At 66.6% G+C, this 20,435-nt stretch carries 17 protein-coding genes; 6 read left to right on the top strand and 11 right to left on the bottom strand.

Annotated features, from left to right (window positions below; genetic code table 11):
- Positions 1-24: 24 nt before the first annotated feature.
- Both KF715_10355 and KF715_10350 read left to right on the top strand, forming a co-directional pair.
- Entirely contained in the window at positions 25-1,314 is a 1,290-nt protein-coding gene (locus KF715_10355; GenBank protein MBX3737082.1) for a hypothetical protein, read from the top strand.
- Positions 1,315-1,618: 304 nt separating this feature from the next.
- Entirely contained in the window at positions 1,619-4,408 is a 2,790-nt protein-coding gene (locus tag KF715_10350) for a TonB-dependent receptor (protein MBX3737081.1), read from the top strand.
- A 99-nt stretch (positions 4,409-4,507) separates the two neighbouring features.
- On the opposite strand, the gene KF715_10345 is transcribed toward KF715_10350, so the two are convergent.
- The 6 genes from KF715_10345 to KF715_10320 form a co-directional block, all read right to left on the bottom strand.
- Positions 4,508-5,182 carry a MarC family NAAT transporter gene (locus tag KF715_10345; protein ID MBX3737080.1) on the bottom strand — a complete coding sequence of 225 codons (675 nt, stop codon included), beginning with the start codon at positions 5,180-5,182 and terminating at the stop codon, positions 4,508-4,510.
- Between the two features lie 59 nt (positions 5,183-5,241).
- On the bottom strand, positions 5,242-6,354 hold the full coding sequence (gene dusB / locus KF715_10340; GenBank protein ID MBX3737079.1) for a tRNA dihydrouridine synthase DusB: 1,113 nt from the start codon (positions 6,352-6,354) through the stop codon (positions 5,242-5,244).
- 76 nt (positions 6,355-6,430) lie between these two features.
- Positions 6,431-6,787, bottom strand: coding sequence for a hypothetical protein (locus tag KF715_10335; protein MBX3737078.1), 357 nt, complete (start codon positions 6,785-6,787; stop codon positions 6,431-6,433).
- Positions 6,788-6,936: 149 nt separating this feature from the next.
- Positions 6,937-8,094 (bottom strand): PatB family C-S lyase, encoded by a 1,158-nt coding sequence (locus KF715_10330; protein MBX3737077.1) that lies wholly within the window; start codon positions 8,092-8,094, stop codon positions 6,937-6,939.
- Between the two features lie 233 nt (positions 8,095-8,327).
- Positions 8,328-9,242, bottom strand: coding sequence for an ABC transporter permease (locus KF715_10325; protein MBX3737076.1), 915 nt, complete (start codon positions 9,240-9,242; stop codon positions 8,328-8,330).
- The gene (locus KF715_10320) at positions 9,242-10,795 is read right to left on the bottom strand and encodes an ABC transporter permease (GenBank protein ID MBX3737075.1); all 1,554 of its coding nucleotides are present in this window, start codon (positions 10,793-10,795) and stop codon (positions 9,242-9,244) included. The genes KF715_10325 and KF715_10320 overlap by 1 nt, the downstream gene beginning before the upstream one ends.
- Before the next feature lie 509 nt (positions 10,796-11,304).
- On the opposite strand from KF715_10320, the gene KF715_10315 reads away from it, so the two are divergent.
- Together KF715_10315 and KF715_10310 are read left to right on the top strand one after the other, a co-directional pair.
- Entirely contained in the window at positions 11,305-11,736 is a 432-nt protein-coding gene (locus KF715_10315; GenBank protein ID MBX3737074.1) for an Hsp20/alpha crystallin family protein, read from the top strand.
- 30 nt (positions 11,737-11,766) lie between these two features.
- Entirely contained in the window at positions 11,767-12,177 is a 411-nt protein-coding gene (locus tag KF715_10310; GenBank protein MBX3737073.1) for an Hsp20/alpha crystallin family protein, read from the top strand.
- 97 nt (positions 12,178-12,274) lie between these two features.
- Here KF715_10310 and KF715_10305 read toward each other — a convergent pair whose 3' ends face one another.
- Positions 12,275-13,210, bottom strand: coding sequence for a TerC family protein (locus tag KF715_10305; GenBank protein MBX3737072.1), 936 nt, complete (start codon positions 13,208-13,210; stop codon positions 12,275-12,277).
- A gap of 144 nt (positions 13,211-13,354) precedes the next feature.
- On the opposite strand from KF715_10305, the gene KF715_10300 reads away from it, so the two are divergent.
- On the top strand, positions 13,355-14,620 hold the full coding sequence (locus KF715_10300; protein ID MBX3737071.1) for a mechanosensitive ion channel family protein: 1,266 nt from the start codon (positions 13,355-13,357) through the stop codon (positions 14,618-14,620).
- Between the two features lie 160 nt (positions 14,621-14,780).
- Entirely contained in the window at positions 14,781-16,166 is a 1,386-nt protein-coding gene (mgtE, locus tag KF715_10295) for a magnesium transporter (protein MBX3737070.1), read from the top strand.
- A gap of 7 nt (positions 16,167-16,173) precedes the next feature.
- On the opposite strand, the gene KF715_10290 is transcribed toward mgtE, so the two are convergent.
- The 4 genes from KF715_10290 to KF715_10275 all read right to left on the bottom strand — a co-directional run bounded on the left by KF715_10290 (position 16,174) and on the right by KF715_10275 (position 20,434).
- Positions 16,174-17,304, bottom strand: coding sequence for an ABC transporter permease (locus tag KF715_10290; GenBank protein MBX3737069.1), 1,131 nt, complete (start codon positions 17,302-17,304; stop codon positions 16,174-16,176).
- 1 nt (position 17,305) lies between these two features.
- A complete protein-coding gene (locus tag KF715_10285; GenBank protein MBX3737068.1) occupies positions 17,306-18,439 on the bottom strand; it encodes an ABC transporter permease in 1,134 nt (377 codons plus the stop codon).
- Entirely contained in the window at positions 18,436-19,419 is a 984-nt protein-coding gene (locus KF715_10280; protein MBX3737067.1) for an ABC transporter ATP-binding protein, read from the bottom strand. Before KF715_10280 ends, KF715_10285 begins: the two co-directional genes overlap by 4 nt.
- A gap of 70 nt (positions 19,420-19,489) precedes the next feature.
- Entirely contained in the window at positions 19,490-20,434 is a 945-nt protein-coding gene (locus KF715_10275) for an ABC transporter ATP-binding protein (protein ID MBX3737066.1), read from the bottom strand.
- Position 20,435 lies beyond the last annotated feature (1 nt).

Genomic DNA, 20,435 nt, shown 5'->3' with positions numbered 1-20,435 from the left:
GCAAAATCGTTAACCCAGCACCTGATGAGCGAAGAAAACGCCCCGAAGCTCCGCCTGAAGCCGCGTCTGGCCGGCGAAACCCCGGCGGCGAACCCACCGGCACCGGCGAATCCGCCATCTGAAACCGCGGAGCCGACGCCCCCGCCTGCGGCCCCGCAGGCCGCCGAGGGCGCTCCGATTCGACTCAAACCGCGGCTGACCGTCGCTCCGGGCGAAGCCACGCCGGCGAGCGCCGAGCCCTCCGCCGCCGCGTCCACTCCGCCGCCGACCGATCTTCCGCCCGCGCCCGCGCCGACGTCGACATCGGCCGAGCCGCCCGCACTCGTTGTTCCGCCGGTCGAGACCGCAGCGACACCCGAGCCCGCCGCCTCCGCCGCTGAATCGTCGCGCCCAAAGATCGCCCTGAAGCCGCGCGAGCCCGTCGCCGCCCCCGCAGCCGCCACCCCGCCGGAAGTCGTCGCGCCCGCCGCAGCGATGTCCGATACGCCGCCGCCCCTGCCGTCGACCGAGCCACCCGCCGCACCGCTCCCGACCGCGCCGGCGACGCCCGTGCCGCCGACCGCGGCGTTTCCGCCCCCGCCCATCGCCGCCAAATTTCCGCCGCCGCCCGGACTGAAAAAATCCGCGCCGCCCATCGAGCCGCCCAGCGATGCCGAAGCCAAGCAGCTGAAGGCCGCCGCCACCGCGTCCAACCCGCGCAAAAAAGTCTTCCTCCTCGCCGGCATCGGCGCGGGCGTGCTCGCGCTCGGCGCAGTCGCCGTGTTTTTCCTCACTCGGCCGGAGCCTCCGCCGCCGCTGAAACCACGCCCCGCCGTCGCACCCGCGAAATCCGCGGCGTCGACCCCGAAAGCCGACGCCCCGACGCAGGCGAAGCCCGCCGAGCCGACCACCGGTTTGGGCAAGGCCGTGGCCAAGGCGAAGGGCGTCTCCGCGGCTGTCACCGCCGGCCAGACCGCCGCGACGAACGAAGTCCTAGACGCCGACCAACCCGCCGCCGCGCCGAAAGATCCTGCGGGCGGCGCCACGGCTGCACCGGGCGCCTCCGCCGGAGTCACCACGACCGTCGAGGCGACACCCGCGGTGCCCAAGCCGGTTCCCGTGCCGAGTGCGATGTTCCGGTCCTGGGTGCAGAATCTCAAGATCAGCGGCGTGCGCGGTGGTGCGAATCCGCGCGTGTTCATCGATCGCACGGCCTACGCGCCGGGAGATCTCGTGAATCCGCAACTCGGCATCCGCTTCGAGAACTACAACGCCGACACGCGCATGCTCGTGTTCAAGGACGCGACCGGCGCGACCGTCGAGCGCCGCAACTGAGTCCGCATTCGAACGCGGACGCGGCGCCGAGCCCGCGCGAGGCGCGGCGGCCGGGTCCGGGCGGATTTTCGCGCGCGATGCGCCGGTGGGCGTCTTCCGTGTGCGTCGGCGTGCTGCGTCGCGACCGCCGGTTTCAGTTCGGCTGAGGTGGCTTTTTCGGCGTTCCGGCGCGACCTCGTGCGGCCCGGTCGCGCTCGTTTTGCGGCGGAGCGGCGGATCCGGCTTCGATGCGCGCAAGCCCGGGGCCTGAACCACCGCTGGGCGAACCAGGCGGCGTCTCGCCGCCGTATTCGACACGCAAACCATGAACTCCCCACACACGTCCTCGCGGCGGGCGCTGGCGCGCGCCTGCGCGCTGCTCGGCCTGCCCTGCCTGCTCGGTCTTCCGGCCGTCGCCCAATCCACCTCGTCGGCCAGCGCGACCGACGAAGCGGTCAAACTCGACAAATACGTCGTCACCGGCTCCTACATCCCCGCTGCGGCAGACGAGGCCAACGCCTCGCCCGTGGTCGTCGTCACCGCCAAGGACATCGAGGCGTCCGGCCTCAAGTCCAGCGTCCTCGACGTCCTCCGCAAATCCGTGCCGCAGATCGTCGGTGGCAACAACATCGGCATCGAGAACGGCAACATCAACGGCGGCGCCACCAACGGCGGCTCGCAGCTCGCGTTGCGCAACACCGCCACGCTCGTGCTGATCGACGGCATGCGCGTCGCGTTCTCGCCCGTGGCGAGTTCGGGCGGCTTTCAGTTTGTCGACCTCAACGTCGTGCCCGTCTCCGCCGTCGAGCGCATCGAAGTCCTCACCGACGGCGCGTCCGCCATCTACGGCTCCGACGCCGTGTCGGGCGTGATCAACATCATCCTGAAAAAGAACTACCAAGGCCTCGAGGTCGGCGGCTACTTCGGCTTCTCGAAGGCCGACAAGACCGGCGCCTACTACCGCGACCGTTCGCTGCGGCTCGTCGGTGGCGCTTCGATCGACAAGACCAGCCTCACGCTCTCGGCCGAGTGGACGAAGACCGATCCGCTCTACGAGCGCGACTACAACTACACCTCGCCGGTCTTCCTCACCGCGAGCTACGCCGGCATCGTCAACGACGCGGCGGGCAACTTCTACAAACTGAAGCCCGGCCTGAACGCCGCGCCGACCGGTCCCGCGCAGACGCTCGCGCAATGGGCCGCGCAAGGCGTCTACGTTCCCGTCGACGCCAACGACGTGCCGCTCGGCTTCGATCTCTCGTCGCGCCCGACGTTTTCCTCGGCGTTGAGCAAGCAGATCGCGACGCTCGCGCTCCAGCACAAGTTCTCCGACGCGCTCAATCTGCAGGCCACGCTCCTCTACGCGCGCACACGCAGCCAGTATAACCTCAACCCGCAGCCGATCGTCTTCCGCATCAACTCCACCGCGGGCAACACCGGCTTGCCCGGCATCCCGTTCACCGACGTCCGCGCGCAGGTGCGCAATCGTTTCGTCGACGCCGGCAACCGCGTCTACATCACCGACGGCCACTCGATCCGCGGCACGCTCGCCCTCAACGGCAAGTTCAACGCCGACTGGGGCTGGACCGTCGACGCGCTCTTCAACCGCGCGCAGCAGGACTCGATCGCGACGAACCAGATCCTCGATTCCGCGCTGCAAGCCGGCATCGCCTCCGGCCTCATCAACCTCACCGCGATCAAGCAGGATGCGGCAAAAATCACCGAGGCGAACATCTTCGGCGACTCGATCGGCCTCTTCGAGAGCAAGCTCATCTCCTACAACGCGCGCGTGAACGGCCGCCTCTTCGACTTGCCCGGTGGCAGCGTCTACACCGCCTTCGGCGTCGGCTACCGCCACGAGGCGCTCAACGCGCGCGCCGACAAGAACAGCATCATCGATCCCGCCACCGGCGGCTCGGCATGGAACAACGGCGTCACGCTGAATCCCTTCGACGCCACGCGCTCCGTGACGTCGCAGTTCGCCGAGGTGAAGATCCCGCTCACACAGTCGAGCAACAATCTCACCGGCCTGCACACCGCCGACCTCGACGTCGCGTTCCGCCACGAGATCTACAAATCGAGCGAGGAGAAGCCGACCGTCCCGAAAGTCTCGCTGCGCTGGCTGCCGTTCAACGACGAGTTCGTCATCCGCTCCACCTACTCGAAGTCCTTCGCCGCACCCACGCTCTACAGTCTCTACGGCCCGACCAACTCCGGCGCCACGCCGACGCTCGCCGGCCTCACCGCCTATAACTCCGCCGGCCAGCCCATCGGTCCGTTCGTGAACATCCAAGGCAGCCAGCAGGGCGGCTCGAACCCCAACCTCTCGCCCTCGCGCTCGAAAAACTACACCGTCGGCTTCGTCTATTCGCCCAAGGCCGTGAAGGGCTTCTCCCTCTCTATCGACTACGTGAACATCAAGGAAACCGACATCGTCGGCACGCTCGCGGCGACGACGGTGATGATCCAGGACGTCGAGCAGTTCGGCCCCGCGTCGATCTACTCGCCCTACGTGCACCTCGGCAATTTCGGCCAGCTCGGTGGCACGCAGGTCACCGCTCCCGGCCAGCTGCACCCGAATCCGTCGAACGTCTACGTCGACCAGTTCGCCGTGAACATCGGCAAACAAAATCAAAGCGGCATCGATGCGATGGTGCGCTACGATTGGACCAACTCACTCGGCGCATGGAGCGCGATCACCTCGTGGAATTACCTCAAGAGCTTCGTGATCGTCGCCTCGCCCGACATCGACCCGGTCGAATACTCCGCGACCAACGGCTTCGGCACGCTCCCGAAGTGGCACGGCCGCACCACGCTCACATGGCAAAAGGGCGCCTACAACGCCATGCTCGCCAACACCTACATTCGCGGCGTCACGAGTGCCGGCGATGGCTCGCACATTCCCGGCTACGTGTCCTTCGACGCGCAGCTCGGCGTCGACCTCGCCGCCGTGTGGCCGCGCCTTGCCGGACTCAAGGTCACGGTCGGCGTGAACAACATCCTCGATCGCTACCCGCCGACCGACCCGAACGTCTTCACCGATCCGCCCGCCGACACCGGCCTCTACGGCTCGTTCGGACGCCTCTTCTTCATCGACGCGAGCTACAAATTCTAAGCCGCGCTCCGACTCGGGGCGTGCACTTCCCATTTACCTCAGCGGCCGCGGCAACGCGGCCGCTTCTTTTCGAGACCGTGCGAGCGTTCCGCCAGCGACTCAGTGCGCCAGCGTCTGCTTGATGCCACGCAGCGTTTCCGGATCCGTCGCGATGCCGAGGATGCCGTTCACGACGAACTGCACGCCGATGCACATGATCAGGAAACCCATGATCTTCGTCATCGCGTTCACGCCGACCACGCCGATCAGCGTCACGATCTTGCCCGAGAGTCGCAGCGTCACCCAGGTGATGAAAGCCACCACGCCGATGCCGGCGATGATCGCCACGTAGTCGATCGGATGCGTGGCGAGCGAGGTGAACCCGAGCGTCACCGCGATCGAGCCCGGGCCGCTGAGCATCGGCATCGCGAGCGGCGAGAACGACACGTCGACTTTCCGCCGCGCCGCCTCGCGTTCCTCCCGCTCGTCGTCCGATGCGCGGTGCGTCGCCAGCATGTTCATGCCGATCCCGGTCAGCATGATCCCGCCCGCGATGCGCAGGCCGGGGATCGAGATGCCGAAGAAATTCATGATGAACGTGCCGCCGATCAGGAAGCTCACGAGGATCGCCACCATGTAGATGCAGCCCTTCAGCGCCTGCTCGCGGCGCCGCGCCTCGCTGTCGCCCTCGGTGATCGCGAGGAATGTCGGCGCAGCCGCCAGCGGATTGATCAGCGGCAGGAGGCCGACCACGGTGCCGAGGAAGATGCCCCAGAGATGGACGAGATTGAACATGCGGGAGAAAACGGAGGTTGCGGAGCGTGGACGCGCAAGGCGAGCCCGCATCCATTCCGTCACCAGACGTCGACCGGTCCCTTTGGCACGGGGATCGACTCGCGCTGCGTCACCGCCGGGTCGTCGTCCGCACGCATGAACGACGCCACCATCGGATCGGGCTGGAAACGCGGCAGCAGTTCGCCGCGCTCGTCGCAGAACTGCGCGCGCCATTTCTCGTAGCGCGCGAGAATCTCGTCGAACTCCGCGCGCGTGCGCAGGCCGACGACGGATTTCTTAAACTCCTTCGCCGGACCGAGCCGCTTCGCATACCACGCTGCGGGTTTGCGGAAGAGCCGGCAGCCCAGCTCCTCGCCGAAGACTTCGCACGCCAGCTCGAGGTGCCGTCGCATCACCTGCACGCGCTCGGCATAGCTCGCCTCCGCCGGCATCGCGCCGGTGCGAAGGAAATCGAGCGTGTGCCGGAAAATCCACGGATTGTAGAACGCGCCGCGCCCGATGCTCACGCCGGCGCAGCCGGTCTCCTCGAACATTTTTTTCGCGGCGTCGGGCGTGGTGACGTCGCCGTTGCCGATCACGGGAATCGTCTTCACCGCCTGCACGACGCTGCGGATGCCGGCGAGATTCACCGTGCCTGAAAATCCCTGCGCGCGCGTGCGCCCGTGCACGAAAATGGCCGCGACGCCGACGTCCTCCAACGCGCGCGCGAGGTCGGGCGCGGTGAGATTGTTCTCGTCCCAGCCGAGGCGCATCTTGGCCGTGATGGGAATCTTCACCGCCTCGACCATGCCGCGCACGAGCGCCTGCGTTTTCTTCAACTCGGTCATCATCGCCGAGCCGCCGCCCACGCCCACGACTTTGCGGACAGGGCAGCCCATGTTGATGTCGACCGCCGTGATGCCCATCGCTTCGACCATCGCCGCGGCGTCGCGCATTTCCTCCGGCACCGAGCCGAAGAGCTGCACCGAAAGGAGCTTCTCCGCCGGCGCGGTTTGCGCGAGCTGCAGGGCTTTGTGGTTTCGCTCGAGCAGCGAGCGGGCGTTGATCAGGTCGGTCGTGACCCAGTCGAGCCCGCCGACCTCGCGCACGACGAGCCGGAACGGCAGGTTGGTGTAACCCGCCAGCGGCGAGAGACACAGATTCGACGGAAATTCATACGGCCCGATGCGCACGCCGTTCACCGTGTTGCGTCACCTAAGCCGCGCAACCCGGAAAATGTAACCTAATAGGTTACATTTCCCGGGGGCGTCAGAGTGAAATGTCGCGACCGCCGCGCTTCTCGGCCAACCAATGCAGTATGCGCAAAGTGAGTTCGGCATCCGGCATCCGGTTCTTGCTGGAGAGAAAGTCCTGCAACCGCTGGCGCGGAATGCCGAGGTATCGGGCGAGCCGCGTCTTCGCTCCATGCGGAGCCAGCTCTGCGCGAACTTGGTCGGCCAAAATGTTCCAGAGCGGCGTAGCCGCACCCGGCCTGACGGTATGATAGGACTGCCACCGTCGCGGCTTTGCCTTGCGCCGCACTTCGTCGACCAGTCCTTCGCCGGCCGCAAACAGCGCACCACCGATTTCCAGCCACGTTGCCAATCTCGGATGTGGTTTCAGCATGTGTAACCTAATAGGTTACAAACTGCCCTTACTGCCAGAGTGAAAATCGAACAAATGTAACCTATTAGGTTACAATGCGAGCAGATGGGCGCTCGGTCGGCATTGTGCGATCGCGGGTGCGGCGGGAGGGATGCGTTGCGCCTGTCGGGCTAGTGCGCGGCGGCGGCGCAGGCGCGGGCGAGGCGGGCGAGGGCTTCGCGGAGGGTGGCACGGGTGCAGCCGAAATTCAGGCGGACGTGCGTGTTCGGGGCGGCGCCGAAGGGCGCGCCGTCGGAGAAGCCGAGGCCGTGTTGCTCGAAGAATGTGTGGGCGTGCGGCAGGCGCAACGCAGAGATGTCGAGCCACGCGAGGTAGGTCGCCTCCACGTGGGTCATCGCCACGCCGGGTAACTGGCCGCTGGCGACGGTCTGCTCGATCAGGTCGCGATTGCCGCGGAGATAGGCGAGGAGCTCCTGACGCCAAGGCTCGCCGTAGCGGAACGCGGCCTCGCACGCGACGAGGCCGAGGACGTTGGCGTCGGGCACGATGCCGCTGGCGGCGCGCGTGAAGGCGGTGCGGAGCGCCGGGTCGGGGATGATGGCGAGCGAAGTGCCGAGGCCGGGCACGTTGTAGGTCTTGCTCGGCGCCATCAACGTGATGCTGCGCGCGGCGATTTCAGGCGAAAGCATCGCCGTGGGAGTGTGGGCGACGTCGTCGAGGATCAGGTCGCAGTGGATCTCATCGGAGACGAGCGTGAGGTTGTGGCGCTCGCAGAAGGCGGCGAGCTGCGCCAGCTCTGCGCGCGAGAAGGCGCGGCCGACGGGATTGTGCGGGCTGCAGAGGAAGAAGGCGCGGCTGCGCGGCGTGATCGCGCGTTCGAGGGCGGCGAAATCCATCTCCCAGCGCGCGCCATGCTTCGCGAGCGGCACGGCGACGGTGCGGCGGCGTTGGTTGGCGGGCGAGCTCATGAACGGCGGGTAGACCGGCGTGGTGCAGAGGATTTCGTCACCTTCCTCGCCGAGGGCGCGGGCGGCGACGTTCAGGCCCGTGACGAGGCCGGGCAGCCAGACGAGCCAAGCCGGGTCGACCTGCCAGCCGTAGCGGCGCGCACAGTAGGCGACGGTCGCTTCCGCGAGCGCGGGTAGCGGCTTTGCGTAACCGAGCACGCCGTGCGCGACGCGGGCGTGCAGCGCATCGACGACCACCGGCGGCGCGGCGAAGTCCATGTCCGCGACCCAAAGCGGCAGGATGTCCTTGCCGGCGTATTTCTGCCATTTCTGGCTGTCGCTGCGGGCGCGGTCGATCGGGGTGTCGAAGTCGAAGCTCATCGAGATACGCAGGGTGAGCCCGGCGGTGCGGTGCTGGCCACGGGAAAATCGCGGTCTGGTCACAACAAGCGGGCGTTGTGCCGGTGCACCGGCTGGCATCAGCCTCGGCGATGCTCCGAATCCTGGATTCAGGTTTCCGACAGGAACCGGCCAACGCATCGCTCCCATAGACCATAGTGGTCGACGGAACCGCGCGACGATGGTTCTGAAACTGGCGGAGGCCAATGGCAGTGCTACTCGGCGCGCAGCGCGGTGATCGGGTCGACCCGGGCGGCGCGGCGGGCGGGGAGCCAGCAGGCGAGAAGGACGGCGAAGGCGAGGACGGTGGCGGCGGCGAGGTAGGGCACAGGTCCGGTTGCCGGCAGATTGGGCCAGCGGCTGGCCGCAAGTTGCAGGCCCGCCGACGCGGTGGCGGTGCCAAGGAGCAATCCCATTGCGAGCAAGCGAAGACCCTGACCGGTGACCAACTGTGCGAGACCGGCGGCGGTGGCGCCCAGCGCGGAACGGATGCCGAACTCTCGTGTCCGCCACGCGACCTGCAAGGACAGGAGCCCGTAGAGACCGATGGCCGAGAGGACGAGTCCCAGCACGCCAAACAGCGATACCAGCACGAGCGCAAAGCGCTCGGTGGTGCGCGTCGTGGCGGCGGCGTCCGCCATCGTGTTCAGCTCGTAGGCCGCCAAGCGAGGATCGGCGCGGGTGAGTGCGACGCGGATCGCGGATTCCTGTGCGCGAGGATCGCCCGCCGTTTCGACGATAAACGTGAAATCGTGATAGGCGGCGGAGAGTGCGAGCAGCTGATTCATCGGCAGGAAGATCGTGCCGTCCATCTCGCCGTCGTAGGGATAGGCGATGACCTTGTGGTCAGCGGCCATGCCCACGATCTTGAGCCAGGGGCGCGGCTCATCGAGCCGGCCCATTTTCACGCGCTTGCCGATGGCGCTCTGCCCGGGCCAGAAACGCCGGGCGTAGGAAGCATTGACGATGCAAACCGACTCCGTGTCGCCGCGATCGGCGTCAGTGAAGTCGCGGCCTTCCAGCAAGGCTTGTCCGGCCGTAGTAAAATATCCCGGCACGGTGGCGCGAAGGTAGGCCTGACGGAATCCCCGCGACACGGGAGGGATCGTGCCGTCGGGATTTTCATTCATCACCGATAGGAGGAGTTGAGGGGATGAGGCAGTGTAACCGTTGCGGAGGTTACACCCGGTGTGGCGCGGAGCTCGCCGAGGACGCGTTCGAGCACTGGCAGCCTCGCCGCCGGCGTGGCAAAAAGTCGATCGGGCAGCGTGACCTGGAAGGACAGGCGGCGCTCGGTGGCAAATCCCCAGGGCTCTTGCACGAGGTGAGTGAAATAACGCGTGAGGGTGACTGCGCCGACGAGCAGAACGGTCGCGACGCCGATTTCGCCGACCACGAGCGCCGCGAGCATCCGGCTGCTGTGGCGGTTGAGCGTGGCGGAGCGGCCACCGTTGTTCATGGCTGTCCGGAGATCGGTCCGGGTGCCGCGCCATGCCGGCAGGAGCCCAAAGGCGCCGGCGAGGAGCAGCGTGCCGGTGGCGAAGGCAAACACGGGCCAGTCCAGGCGAATGGTGTAGTCGAACTCGCGCATAACGCTGCCCGTGGCGTCGGAGCCCTCGGGACTGAGCGCGACGAGCGCGGGAGTGAACCATGCCGCGAGCAGCAGTCCGGCGGCCGTGCCGAGAGTGGCGAGCAGGAGTGCTTGCGCGAGCAAGCCGCGGGCCAGCCGGAGTCGGGAGGCGCCGAGCGCGGATCGGATCGCGAGCTCGCCCTCGCGGGCGATGGTGCGGGCCAGCAGGAGCCCGGAGAAATTGGCCGCAGCGATGAGCAAAGCACAGAAGGCGGCACCGCTGATGGCAAAGAGCTTGGGCCGCAAGACGGCGATTCGCGTGAAACCCTCCCGCAGCGGGCGGACGAAGGCGCGGCGCGGATTTTGCGGGTCGGGATTGCTGGCATTGATGGCGGTGCAGAGGCGGCGCAAGGCCGCCTCGGCATGATCTGCGGTGATGCCGGACCGTAGGCGGGCGACACCGTAGAGGTAGTGGCTGCGCGGCGCGCCCGGATCGAAAGCGGCCGCAAGGGGCACCCAGATTTCGGCGAGGTAGGGGTGGCGGAAATGCTCCGGCATGATGCCGACGACGGTGGCCGGGGCTTGGTCGAGCGTGATGGTCTGGCCGAGAGCGGACGCCCGGCCCCCGAGCTCTCGTTGCCAGAAATCGTAGCCGACGATCACGACGCGCGGGCCGCCAGGCCGGTCTTCCTCGACGGTGAACGAGCGGCCAAGAGCGGGGCGCAGGCCGAGCGTGGAAAAGAAATTGGCGCTGATGCGGGCGGCCGGAACCGTGCGCGCCGGCGCGCCATTGTCATGGCCGAGCGTGGCGGTGCTGATGTCTGCGGCGGCGAGGTCGGTGAAGATGTCGCGGCCCTGTTCGCGCCATTGCCGGATCGTCAGCTCGGAGAGGTTGAGGGTGCCAACGCGCGAATCGGTGTCATCGAACGATTCATACACGCGGACCAACTGCTCGGCGCGAGGAAAGGGCAGGGGGCGCAGCAACGTCGACTCCACGACGGAGAAAATGGCGGTGTTGGCACCTATGCCCAGGGCCAGCACCAAGACCGCGACGGCGGTGAATCCGGGCGACTTGGCCAGTGAGCGGAGCGCAAATTTCAGTTCTTGGATCACGTCGAGCGGTGAGCCGTCGGTTGTCAGCGTGGGATGATGGCGAATCTCTCGGCCCGAGGCTGCGGGATGAGAACCGGTGAACGCGGGATTGCCAGAGCATTTCTTCCGGTCGCGAGATCATATGCGATAGTGTTCCTGTAGGGAATGCGCCCGCGCCGAGGCGACACGCCCCTGAGCACCGGCCGCCAGCCGGATCAATCCGCCGGGCATAGCGCGGGTTGTTGGGCGCGGCGCAGTTGCCCCGGCTTAATCGTGGAGCGTGTGCATACATGGCGGGGCCTTCCTAGGGGAAGAGGCGTCAGCCGGAGCCGAGCAGGGTTTTTGATCTGACGGGCGCACCGGGTCGGATTTGCGCAGGTGCGCTGTCGCAGGGTGGGGCGGAATTTCCCAGAGAACTTCGCGCGCGGAAAACAAGTGGCGAGACGAACGCGATTTGCGCGCGGCCGGGGCCCGGCACGTGGGATGCACTGCGGTGGCACAACCCAGTTTCAAAAAGGAGAACCACCACCATGTATCGCATCGTTCGTTATACCCAACCCCGCGCGACCCTCTTTCGCGGGTCCGCGTTTCAGAATCCCTGGACCGGTCTGGAGTCGGAAATCGATCGTCTCTTCGCGACCGCTCTGGCGGACGCCGTGGCGCCGGCGACGCCGCGCTTCCCCGTCGATCTCTACGAGGACAAGGACAACACCTACGTCCGCGCGGAGCTCCCGGGCGTGAAGCGCGAGGACATCGCCGTCGAGATGATCGAGGACTACCTGACGATCAACGCCACCCGCAAGGAGGGCGAGCAGTCGTTCAGCTTCAGCCGCTCGATCGCGATTCCCGAGAGCGTGCAGGCCGACAAGGTCACTGCCGCGCTCGAGAACGGCGTGCTCACCGTCGCGCTCCCGAAACAGGAGCAGGCGAAGCCGCGCAAGATCGCCATCAACGTCAACTGATCACCTTTCCATCACGGAGGAAAATCCATCATGACTCTCTTCAATCAAATCGTTCCGCGTCTCTCCCGCGCGCTGTCGCGTCACGACGAAAGCGGCCAGACATCCACCGAGCCTGAGTTCACCCTGAAGCCCGTCTACGAGCTGAAGGAAAACGCCGAGGCATGGGGCCTGACGGTCCAGCTGCCCGGCGTCGCCAAGGACGGCCTCGAGCTGTCCGCCGAGGACGGCGTGCTCAGCATTCGCGGCCGCCGCGCCTGGCAGAAGCCGGATGGCTGGACGCAGCTCTACCGCGAGACCGTCGACGCGCCCTACGCGCTCGCGCTCGAACACGACAACTCGGTCGACGTGGACAAGATCCACGCCGAGCTGAAAGACGGCGTGCTCCGCGTGTCGCTGCCGAAGGCCGAGGCCGTGAAGCCGCGCAAGATCGCGGTGAACTGAACCACCTTTCAGGGGTAACGCTCGGCACGTGCGTGTGTGTGCGTCCGAGTTGCCGCCGGAGTCCGCTTAGCGGACCCGGCGGCTTTGTTTAGGCGGTTTAGTCGCCCTTCCGCGCCTGCGGGATCAGCACCGATGCGAGGATCGAGGCGGCGAGCACGGTGCCGATGATGCCGAGCGAGAGTTGGATCGAGACGTCGATGTAGTGCGACGCGAGCATCTTCAGGCCGACGAAGACCAGGATCACGGCGAGGCCGATGTTCAGGTAGCGGAAGAGCTGCATCACGCCCGACACGGCAAAGTAGAGCGAACGCAGGCCGAGGATCGCGAAGATGTTCGACGTGAAAACGATGAACTCGTTGCGCGTGATCGCGATCACGGCGGGGATCGAATCGAGCGCGAACATCACGTCGGTCGTCTCGACCACGAGGAGCACGAGGAACAGCGGCGTGGCCGAGATGCGTCCGTCCTCGTGCGCGAAGAAATGCCCCTCGCGGTAAGTCGGGGTGATGGGCAGGAAACGCCGTGCGAGTTTCACGGCGGGGTTTTTCTCCGGTTCGAGTCCGTCGTCGTGCTTCGGCATCGCCAGCTTGATGCCGGTGTAGACGAGGAACGCGCCGAAAAGGTAGATCACCCAGTGGAAGGCGTTGATGAGGCTGATGCCGGCGAAGATGAACAGCGCGCGCATCACCACCGCGCCGAGGATGCCCCAGAAAAGCACGCGGTGCTGGTAGCGCGCCTCGACCTTGAAGTATTGGAAAATGACGATGAAGACGAAGACGTTGTCGACGCTCAGGCACAGCTCGACGATGTAGCCGGTGAGGAACTCGAGGCCCTCCTTCCGCCCGAGGCCGTTGCCGAGCGTGCCGGTCGCGATCAGGGCGTAGAAGCCCATCGCCAGCGCGAACCACACCGCGCACCACGCGAAGGCTTCCTTCAGCGACACGACGTGGCTCTGCCGGTTGAACACGCCGAGATCCAGCGCCAGCATGGCCGCGACAAAACCGAGAAAGCCGGTCCAGGCCCACCAAGGCATCGAATCGAAAAGCGCGAGAGGCAGTGGCATTGGCGCAGAAAGTGTGGGGCGGACACCCGACTCGGCAAGCGGCTAAACATGCCGCGGTCCGGCGGCCTATCGCTTTGACAAGCGCGGTCGCGGGGCTTTCTAGGAAACCCCAGCATGAATTTCTCCCGCCGACTCCTGACCGGTCTCGCCCCGCTCGCCGCGCCTGCGCTGGCGCTTGCCCAGGCGGCCGCCAACTCCGACGCCGCGTCGACCGCCGCGGGCGCCGCCACGACCACCGCAGTGGTGGTCGCTCCGGCGGAGCGCACGCCCGATCTGCTCGAGCATCTCGTCGACGTGATCCTGCACGCGCTCCATGTGCCGAGCGACGGCTCCAACACGCTCACGCACTACGTCATCGCGGCGGCGTTTCTCGTCGGCGGCGTGCTGCTCCGCCACGTCGTCACGAACATCATCTTCCATTACCTGAAGAAACTCGCCGCGAAGACCGAGACGACGCTCGACGACAAACTCTTTCCCGCGATGGAGCAGCCGACGGCCACGTTCGTCATGCTGCTCGGCATCTTCGCCGCCTTGAAGGTGCTGAAGCTCTCCGAGAGCACCGACCACTACATCTCGCTCGGCTCCACCGTGGCGTTTTCCGCGGCGATCTTCTGGGGCCTGTATCGCGCCTTCGACGCCGTGCTCGAACATGCGCACGAAATCGCCCTGGAAAAACAAATGGGCGTCGCGGCGTTCATGCCGTGGATCAAGAAATTCCTCATCACGATCTTCGTGCTGATCGGCATCCTCGTGACGATCCAGGGCCTCGGCTACGACGTGAAGGCCGCGCTCGGCGCCCTCGGCATCGGCGGCTTGGCCTTCGCCCTCGCCGCGCAGGACACCATCGCGAACATCTTCGGCTCCGTCGTGGTCGCGACCGACCAGCCGTTCCGCCTCGGCGAGACCGTGCGCATCGGAGGCGTCATCGGCATGGTGGAGGACATCGGCCTCCGTTCCACGAAGCTGCGCGCGCTCGACAAATCGCTGGTCACCATCCCCAACAAGACAGTCGCGGCCGAGACGATCACGAATCTCTCGCGCTTCACCCAGCGACGCGTCGAACAGGTGATCGGCCTGACCTACTCCACCTCGACCGAAGCGATGACCGGGATCGTGGCGGAGATTCGCCGCATCATCGAGAGCAAGCCCGAGATCAACGCGGCCGACACGCACGTCTATTTCCGCGACTTCAACGCCTCGTCCATGGACATCTGGGCGGTTTACGTTTTCAAGAGCGCCGACTTCGTGCGGCACATGCAGGTGCGCCAGCAGATCAACCTCGAGATCATGCGCGCCGTGGAGGCGCGCGGCCTGTCCTTCGCGTTCCCCACGCAGACCGTGCACGTCGCCTCGCTGCCCGCGCCGTCCGCCAAAGCCTGACGCGCGGGTCGGGTTTGGATATCGGCGGAGTGAAAAAATAGCGGAAGCTTCCAGCTCCCACCACCTCAGCGCGCCGCGCGGCTCTCTGTTCTCCAGCGTATCGGCGGCCTCCGTGCGCGTTGCGCATTGCCAGTCGCGGCACGGCGCGTAGGTTGCCGCCGTGTCGTCGCAACCGAGCCAGCTGCGTGCCGAACTTTCGGCGCTGATCGATAACAAGAACTTCGCCGGACTGAAGGCGAAGCTCGCGCCGTGGCTGCCGGCGGACCTCGCGCCCATCCTTTCGGAGCTGCCGGTCGAGCAGCTCGGCATCCTGTTCCGGCATGCCTCGCCGCAGCTCGCCGGCGCGACGTTCGCCTACCTCGAACACACCGCGAAATACAAGCTGCTGAAAACGCTCACGCAGCCGCAGGCCGCAGCGTTGCTCAACGAGCTGCCGCCCGACGACCGCACGGCCTTCCTCCACGAGCTGCCGCTCGATCTCGCCATGCAGATGATCTGCTGGCTCTCGCCCGGCGAGCGCAAGATCGCGCAGGACCTTCTCGCCTATCCCGAGCACAGCGTCGGCCGCATGATGACGCTCGACTTCGTCGCCGTGCGACCCGAGTGGACGGTGCGCGAAGCCCTCGAATACATCCGCGAGCACGGCTACGACCGCGAGACGCTCAACATGGTCTACGTGACCGACGAGGGCGGCATCCTGCTCGACGACATCCGCATCCGCCGCTTCCTGCTCGCCGCGCCCGAAACCAAGGTCAGCGCGCTGATGGACGGCAACTACGCCACGCTCCATCCCGAGGACGACCGCGAGAAGGCGTTGCAGGTTTTCCGCCAATACGACCGCGTCGCGCTCCCGGTGACGAACGCCGACGGCAAGCTCATCGGCATCGTCACCGCCGACGACATGCTCGACGTCGCCGCCGAGGAAGCCACCGAGGACATCCAGAAGCTCGGTGGTAGCGAAGCGCTCGACGAACCCTACACTACCATCGCGCTGACCAAGATGGTGAAGAAGCGCGCCGGCTGGCTCGTCGTGCTCTTCCTCGGCGAGATGCTCACCGCCACCGCGATGAGTTACTTCGAAGACGAGATCGCGAAGGCCGTCGTGCTCGCGCTCTTCGTGCCGCTGATCATCAGTTCGGGTGGCAACGCCGGCTCACAGGCCGCCACGCTCGTCATCCGCGCGCTCGCACTCGGCGAGTTTCGCCTGCGCGACTGGTGGCGCGTGATGCGGCGCGAACTGGCGGCGGGCCTGATGCTCGGCGTGATCCTCGGCGCGATCGGCTTCCTGCGCATCCTGATTTGGGCGCAGTTCAGCGATATCTACGGCCCGCACTACCTGCTGGTCGCGTCCACGGTCGGCGCATCGCTCATCGGCATCGTGCTGTGGGGCTCGCTCATGGGCTCGATGCTGCCGCTGTTGCTGAAGAAAATCGGCTTCGACCCCGCGACGTCGAGCGCTCCGTTCGTGGCGACGCTCGTCGACGTCACGGGCCTCGTGATCTACTTCACCGTCGCGTTCCTCATCCTGCGCGGGACGCTGCTGTAGCGCCCGCTTACGCCAGGTTCTTGTGGAACCGGCGCACGGCGAAGATCAGCACGACCACGCCGATGGCGAGCAGCGCCCCGAGCTGGGGCCACAGCACACCAAGACCCACGCCCTTGAGGAAAACGCCGCGAATGATCACGAGCATGTAACGGAGCGGATCGGCGAGGCTGAGCCATTGGAAGACCGTCGGCATGTTCGCGATCGGGAAGATGAAGCCCGAGAAGAGCATCGCCGGAAAAAAGAAGAAGAACGTCGTCATCATCGCCTGCTGTTGCGTGTGGCTGACGGTCGAGATGAACAGCCCGATGCCGAGCGTGCTCAACAGGAACAGCGCGACGCCAAGCAGCAGCAGCAGAAAACTCCCGCGAAAAGGGATGCCGAACCACAACAGCGCGATGGCGGTGACCATCGCGGTGTTGACGAAGCCCACGACGGCGAACGGCGCGCACTTGCCGAGGATGAACTCCACCGGGCGGATCGGCGTGACCATCACCTGCTCGATGGTGCCGACCTCCTTCTCGCGCACGATCGCCATGCTCGTGAGCATGAGGCCGACGAGCATGACGAGCATCGCGATGATCCCGGGCACGTAGAAATTGCGGCTCTCGAGATCGGCGTTGAACCACGCGCGCGGCTGCAGGTCGACCTGGCCGGTCGCGGGCGTGCGACCGCTGAGACGGCGCGCCTGCGCGAGGACGAACTCGGTGTTCGCGGTCGCGGCGATCTGGCTCGCGTAATTCACGACGAAACGCGCCGTATTCGAGTCCGCGCCGTCGACGATCAATTGCACGGGCGCCAGCCGGCCGCCGCGAATCTCTTCCTGGTAACCGGCGTTGATCTGCAGGATCGCGGAGGCATCGGCGGCGTCGATCAAGGCGCGGCCCTCGCCCTCGTCGAGCGTGCGCTCGATCGCGTCGAAATAGGCCGAGCCGGTGAACCGCGCCACGAGTTCCCGGCTGGCCGGGGTGGCGTCGCGGTCGATCACCACGAGTTTCACGTGCCGGACGTCGAGCGACACCGCGTAGCCGAAGATCAGCGTCTGGATCAGCGGCACGCCGATGATCACGAGCCGCATCCGCGGGTCGCGGAGCACGGAGCGGAACTCCTTGCGGAGAATGGTGAGGATGCGTTCCCACATATCAGCCGAGGACTTTGCGCGTCTTGCGGATCGAGACGCCGATGACGACGATGGTGAACGCGATCAGGAAGAGCGCGTCGGCCCAGAGGATTTCCAGTCCCACGCCGCGGAGGAAAATGCCCTTCACGAGCGCCACGAAGTAGCGGGCGGGCACGATGTAGGTGATGCCCTGCACCGGCAGCGGCATGTTCGCGATGGCGAAGGCGAAACCCGAAAGCAGGAACGCCGGCAGGAACGTCGAGATCATCGCCATCTGGCTGGCGAGCAGCTGCTGGCGCGCGATCGTGCTGATCAACACGCCTTGCGCGAGCGTGCCGACGACGAACACCATGCCGACGCTGAACAACAGCACCACGCTGCCGCGCAACGGGACGTGGAAGAGGAACACCGCCATCACGACGGATATGGCGAGGTTGGCCAGGCCGATGGCGGAGTAGGGCAGGAGCTTGCCGAGGATCAGTTCGGCGGGCTTCACCGGCGTGGAGATGAGCTGTTCCATCGTGCCGCGCTCCCACTCGCGCGCGATGGTGAGCGACGTGAGCAGCGCCGCGATCAGGCCCATGATCACGGCCATGATGCCGGGCACGATGAAGTTCCGGCTCTCGAGGTCGGCGTTGAACCAGACGCGCGGGCGCAGATCGAGCGCCGCCGTCGGCGCGAGGCCGGTGATCCGGCGAATCTGGTCGAGGGCTACCTGTTGGTTGAACGTCGTCGTGATCGCCGCCGTGTAGCCGAGCACGATGCCCGCGGTGTTCGAATCGGAGCCATCGACGATGGCCTGCACGCCGGCGGCGCGTCCGGCCGCGATTTTTTGGCCGAAGTCCGGCGGCAGCACGAGCGCGAGCATCGCCTCGCGCGTGTCGATTGCGTGTTCGACCTCGGCGTAGCTGCTGACCGTGCCGCGGAAATCGAAATAGCGCGTCGCGGTGAAATGCGCCGTGAATTCCCGGCTCTCCACGCTGCGGCCCTGGTCCCAGACGACGAACGGCACGCGGTCGACGTCGAGCGTGAGCGCGTAGCCGAACATGAGCAGCATCAGCATCGGGATGCCGACGGCGAGGATGAGGCTGCGCGGATCGCGGCGGATGTGCAGCGCTTCCTTGCGCGCGACGGCCCAGAGACGGCGCAGGTTCATCGGGCGACCTCCTGTTGGCGGCCGGCCTGCGCGTCGCGGGCCTCGATGAGCGAGACGAACACATCCTCCAGCGTCGGCACGATGCGTTCCAGCCGACCGAGGCGGAAACCATGTGTCGTCAGCGCCTCGCGGATGGCGGCCTCGGCGGCGACCGGGTCGGGTGCGACGGCGTGCAGGCCTTTGCCGAAGAGTGCGACCTCCTTCACCGCCGGCAGGCGCTCGAGCACGAGCATGGCGTCGTTCGGGCGGTCGCAATCGAGCTCGAGCACGGCCTCGGGCATGTGCCGCGTCTTCAGTTCGCGCGGCGTGCCGAGGGCGATGAGTTCGCCGCGGTAGATGACGCCGAGCCGGTCGCAATACTCGGATTCCTCCATGTAGTGCGTCGTCACAAACACGGTGACGCCTTGCTCCGACAGCGCGTAGATGAGGTCCCAGAACGCGCGGCGGCTGTTCGGATCGACGCCCGAAGTCGGCTCGTCGAGGAACAGGATCGGCGGCTCGTGCAACACGGCGCAGCCGAGCGCGAGGCGCTGTTTCCAACCGCCGGAAAGTTCCGCGGTGCGTGCGTGGCGGTGCTCGCGCAGGCCGGCCATCGCGAGCACCCAGTCCTTGCGCGCGGCCTTTTTCTCGCGTGGCAGGCGATAGATGCCGCTGTAGAAATCGATGTTCTCCTCGACGGTGAGCTCGTCGTAGAGGGAGAATTTCTGGCTCATGTAACCGATGCGCGTGCGGATTTTCTCCGTGTCGCGCACGATGTCGAAGCCCGCGACCGTGCCCGTGCCTTTCGTCGGCGTGAGCAGGCCGCAGAGCAGGCGGATGGTGGTGGACTTGCCGGCGCCGTTGGGTCCGAGGAAGCCGAAGATCTCGCCGCGGCGCACCGCGAAACTCACGCCGGCGACCGCCTTGAACGCGCCGAAGTGCTTCTCGAGGTTTTGGACCTCGACGATCGGCTCGGAAACAGCGGTGGGAGTGGTGCGCATGCGGATTACTCGGCGTCGGACTCGGTCGCGACGAGCAGGGTGAGCAGGAGAATGACGATGAGCGCGAGGGTCATGGCTTCGCGGTGGCGGCCGTGCGCTGGGCCAGGACGGCGACGAAAACGTCCTCGAGCGACGGATCGATTGGGCGGATGGATTCCACCGGGAAATCGGCGGCGGCGAGCAAGTCCCGGATGCGCGTCTCGATCGCGACGGAGTCGCGCGCGGCCACGTGCACGCGGTCGCCGAAAAGGCCGACGGAAGCGTCGGGCAGCTTCTCGCGCAGCAATGCGGCGGCGCGGCGCGGCGCGGCGGTGCGGATCTCCAGCAGCGCGCCGGGCATCATCGCCTTGATCTCGTCCGGCGTGCCGAGGCCGAGCAGGCGGCCTTCGTGGAGGAGCGCGAGCCGGTTGCACCGCTCCGCCTCGTCGAGGTAGGCGGTGGAGACGAAGATCGTCACGCCGTCGCGCACGAGCTGGTAGAGGATGCGCCAGAAGTCGCGGCGCGAGACCGGATCGACGCCGTTGGTCGGCTCGTCGAGGAACAGCACGCGCGGCGTGTGGATGAGCGCGCAGGCGAGCCCGAGTTTTTGCTTCATGCCGCCGGAAAGGTTGCCGGCGAGGCGGTGCTTGAAGGGCGTGAGATTGCTGAACGCCAGCAGGCGCTCCGTGCGCTCGGCGCGCTCGGCCTGCGGCACGGTGTAGATGTCGGCGTAGAAATCGATGTTCTCCGCCACCGTGAGATCCGGGTAGAGCCCGAAGCGCTGGCTCATGTAGCCGATGTGCTCCTTGAGCGGTTCGCGTTCGCGCACGACGTCGCAGCCGGCGACCGTCGCTCCGCCCGCGCTGGGCGCGAGGATGCCGGTGAGCATGCGCATCGTCGTGGTCTTGCCCGCGCCGTCCGGACCGACCAGGCCGAAGATCTCGCCTTCGGCCACGTCGAGGTCGAGGCCGTCGACGGCGACGAGCGCGCCGAAGGTGCGGCGGAGACCGCGGGCGTGGATGGCGGAGGCGGACATG

This window comes from Candidatus Didemnitutus sp. (assembly GCA_019634575.1).
Taxonomy (GTDB): Bacteria; Verrucomicrobiota; Verrucomicrobiia; order Opitutales; family Opitutaceae; genus Didemnitutus.
This window is presented reverse-complemented; position numbering and strand designations above follow the sequence as displayed.

Excerpts from the sequence above, each read along its gene's own strand:
- KF715_10330 (MBX3737077.1), bottom strand. The coding sequence starts at position 8,094 with ATGAGCTTCGACTTCGACACCCCGATCGACCGCGCCCGCAGCGACAGC.
- KF715_10290 (MBX3737069.1), bottom strand. The coding sequence starts at position 17,304 with ATGTGGGAACGCATCCTCACCATTCTCCGCAAGGAGTTCCGCTCCGTG.
- KF715_10315 (MBX3737074.1), top strand. The coding sequence starts at position 11,305 with ATGTATCGCATCGTTCGTTATACCCAACCCCGCGCGACCCTCTTTCGC.
- KF715_10350 (MBX3737081.1), top strand. The coding sequence starts at position 1,619 with ATGAACTCCCCACACACGTCCTCGCGGCGGGCGCTGGCGCGCGCCTGC.
- KF715_10285 (MBX3737068.1), bottom strand. The coding sequence starts at position 18,439 with ATGAACCTGCGCCGTCTCTGGGCCGTCGCGCGCAAGGAAGCGCTGCAC.
- KF715_10310 (MBX3737073.1), top strand. The coding sequence starts at position 11,767 with ATGACTCTCTTCAATCAAATCGTTCCGCGTCTCTCCCGCGCGCTGTCG.
- KF715_10355 (MBX3737082.1), top strand. The coding sequence starts at position 25 with ATGAGCGAAGAAAACGCCCCGAAGCTCCGCCTGAAGCCGCGTCTGGCC.
- KF715_10300 (MBX3737071.1), top strand. The coding sequence starts at position 13,355 with ATGAATTTCTCCCGCCGACTCCTGACCGGTCTCGCCCCGCTCGCCGCG.
- KF715_10280 (MBX3737067.1), bottom strand. The coding sequence starts at position 19,419 with ATGCGCACCACTCCCACCGCTGTTTCCGAGCCGATCGTCGAGGTCCAA.
- KF715_10335 (MBX3737078.1), bottom strand. The coding sequence starts at position 6,787 with ATGCTGAAACCACATCCGAGATTGGCAACGTGGCTGGAAATCGGTGGT.
- KF715_10325 (MBX3737076.1), bottom strand. The coding sequence starts at position 9,242 with ATGAATGAAAATCCCGACGGCACGATCCCTCCCGTGTCGCGGGGATTC.
- KF715_10305 (MBX3737072.1), bottom strand. The coding sequence starts at position 13,210 with ATGCCTTGGTGGGCCTGGACCGGCTTTCTCGGTTTTGTCGCGGCCATG.
- KF715_10345 (MBX3737080.1), bottom strand. The coding sequence starts at position 5,182 with ATGTTCAATCTCGTCCATCTCTGGGGCATCTTCCTCGGCACCGTGGTC.
- KF715_10275 (MBX3737066.1), bottom strand. The coding sequence starts at position 20,434 with ATGTCCGCCTCCGCCATCCACGCCCGCGGTCTCCGCCGCACCTTCGGC.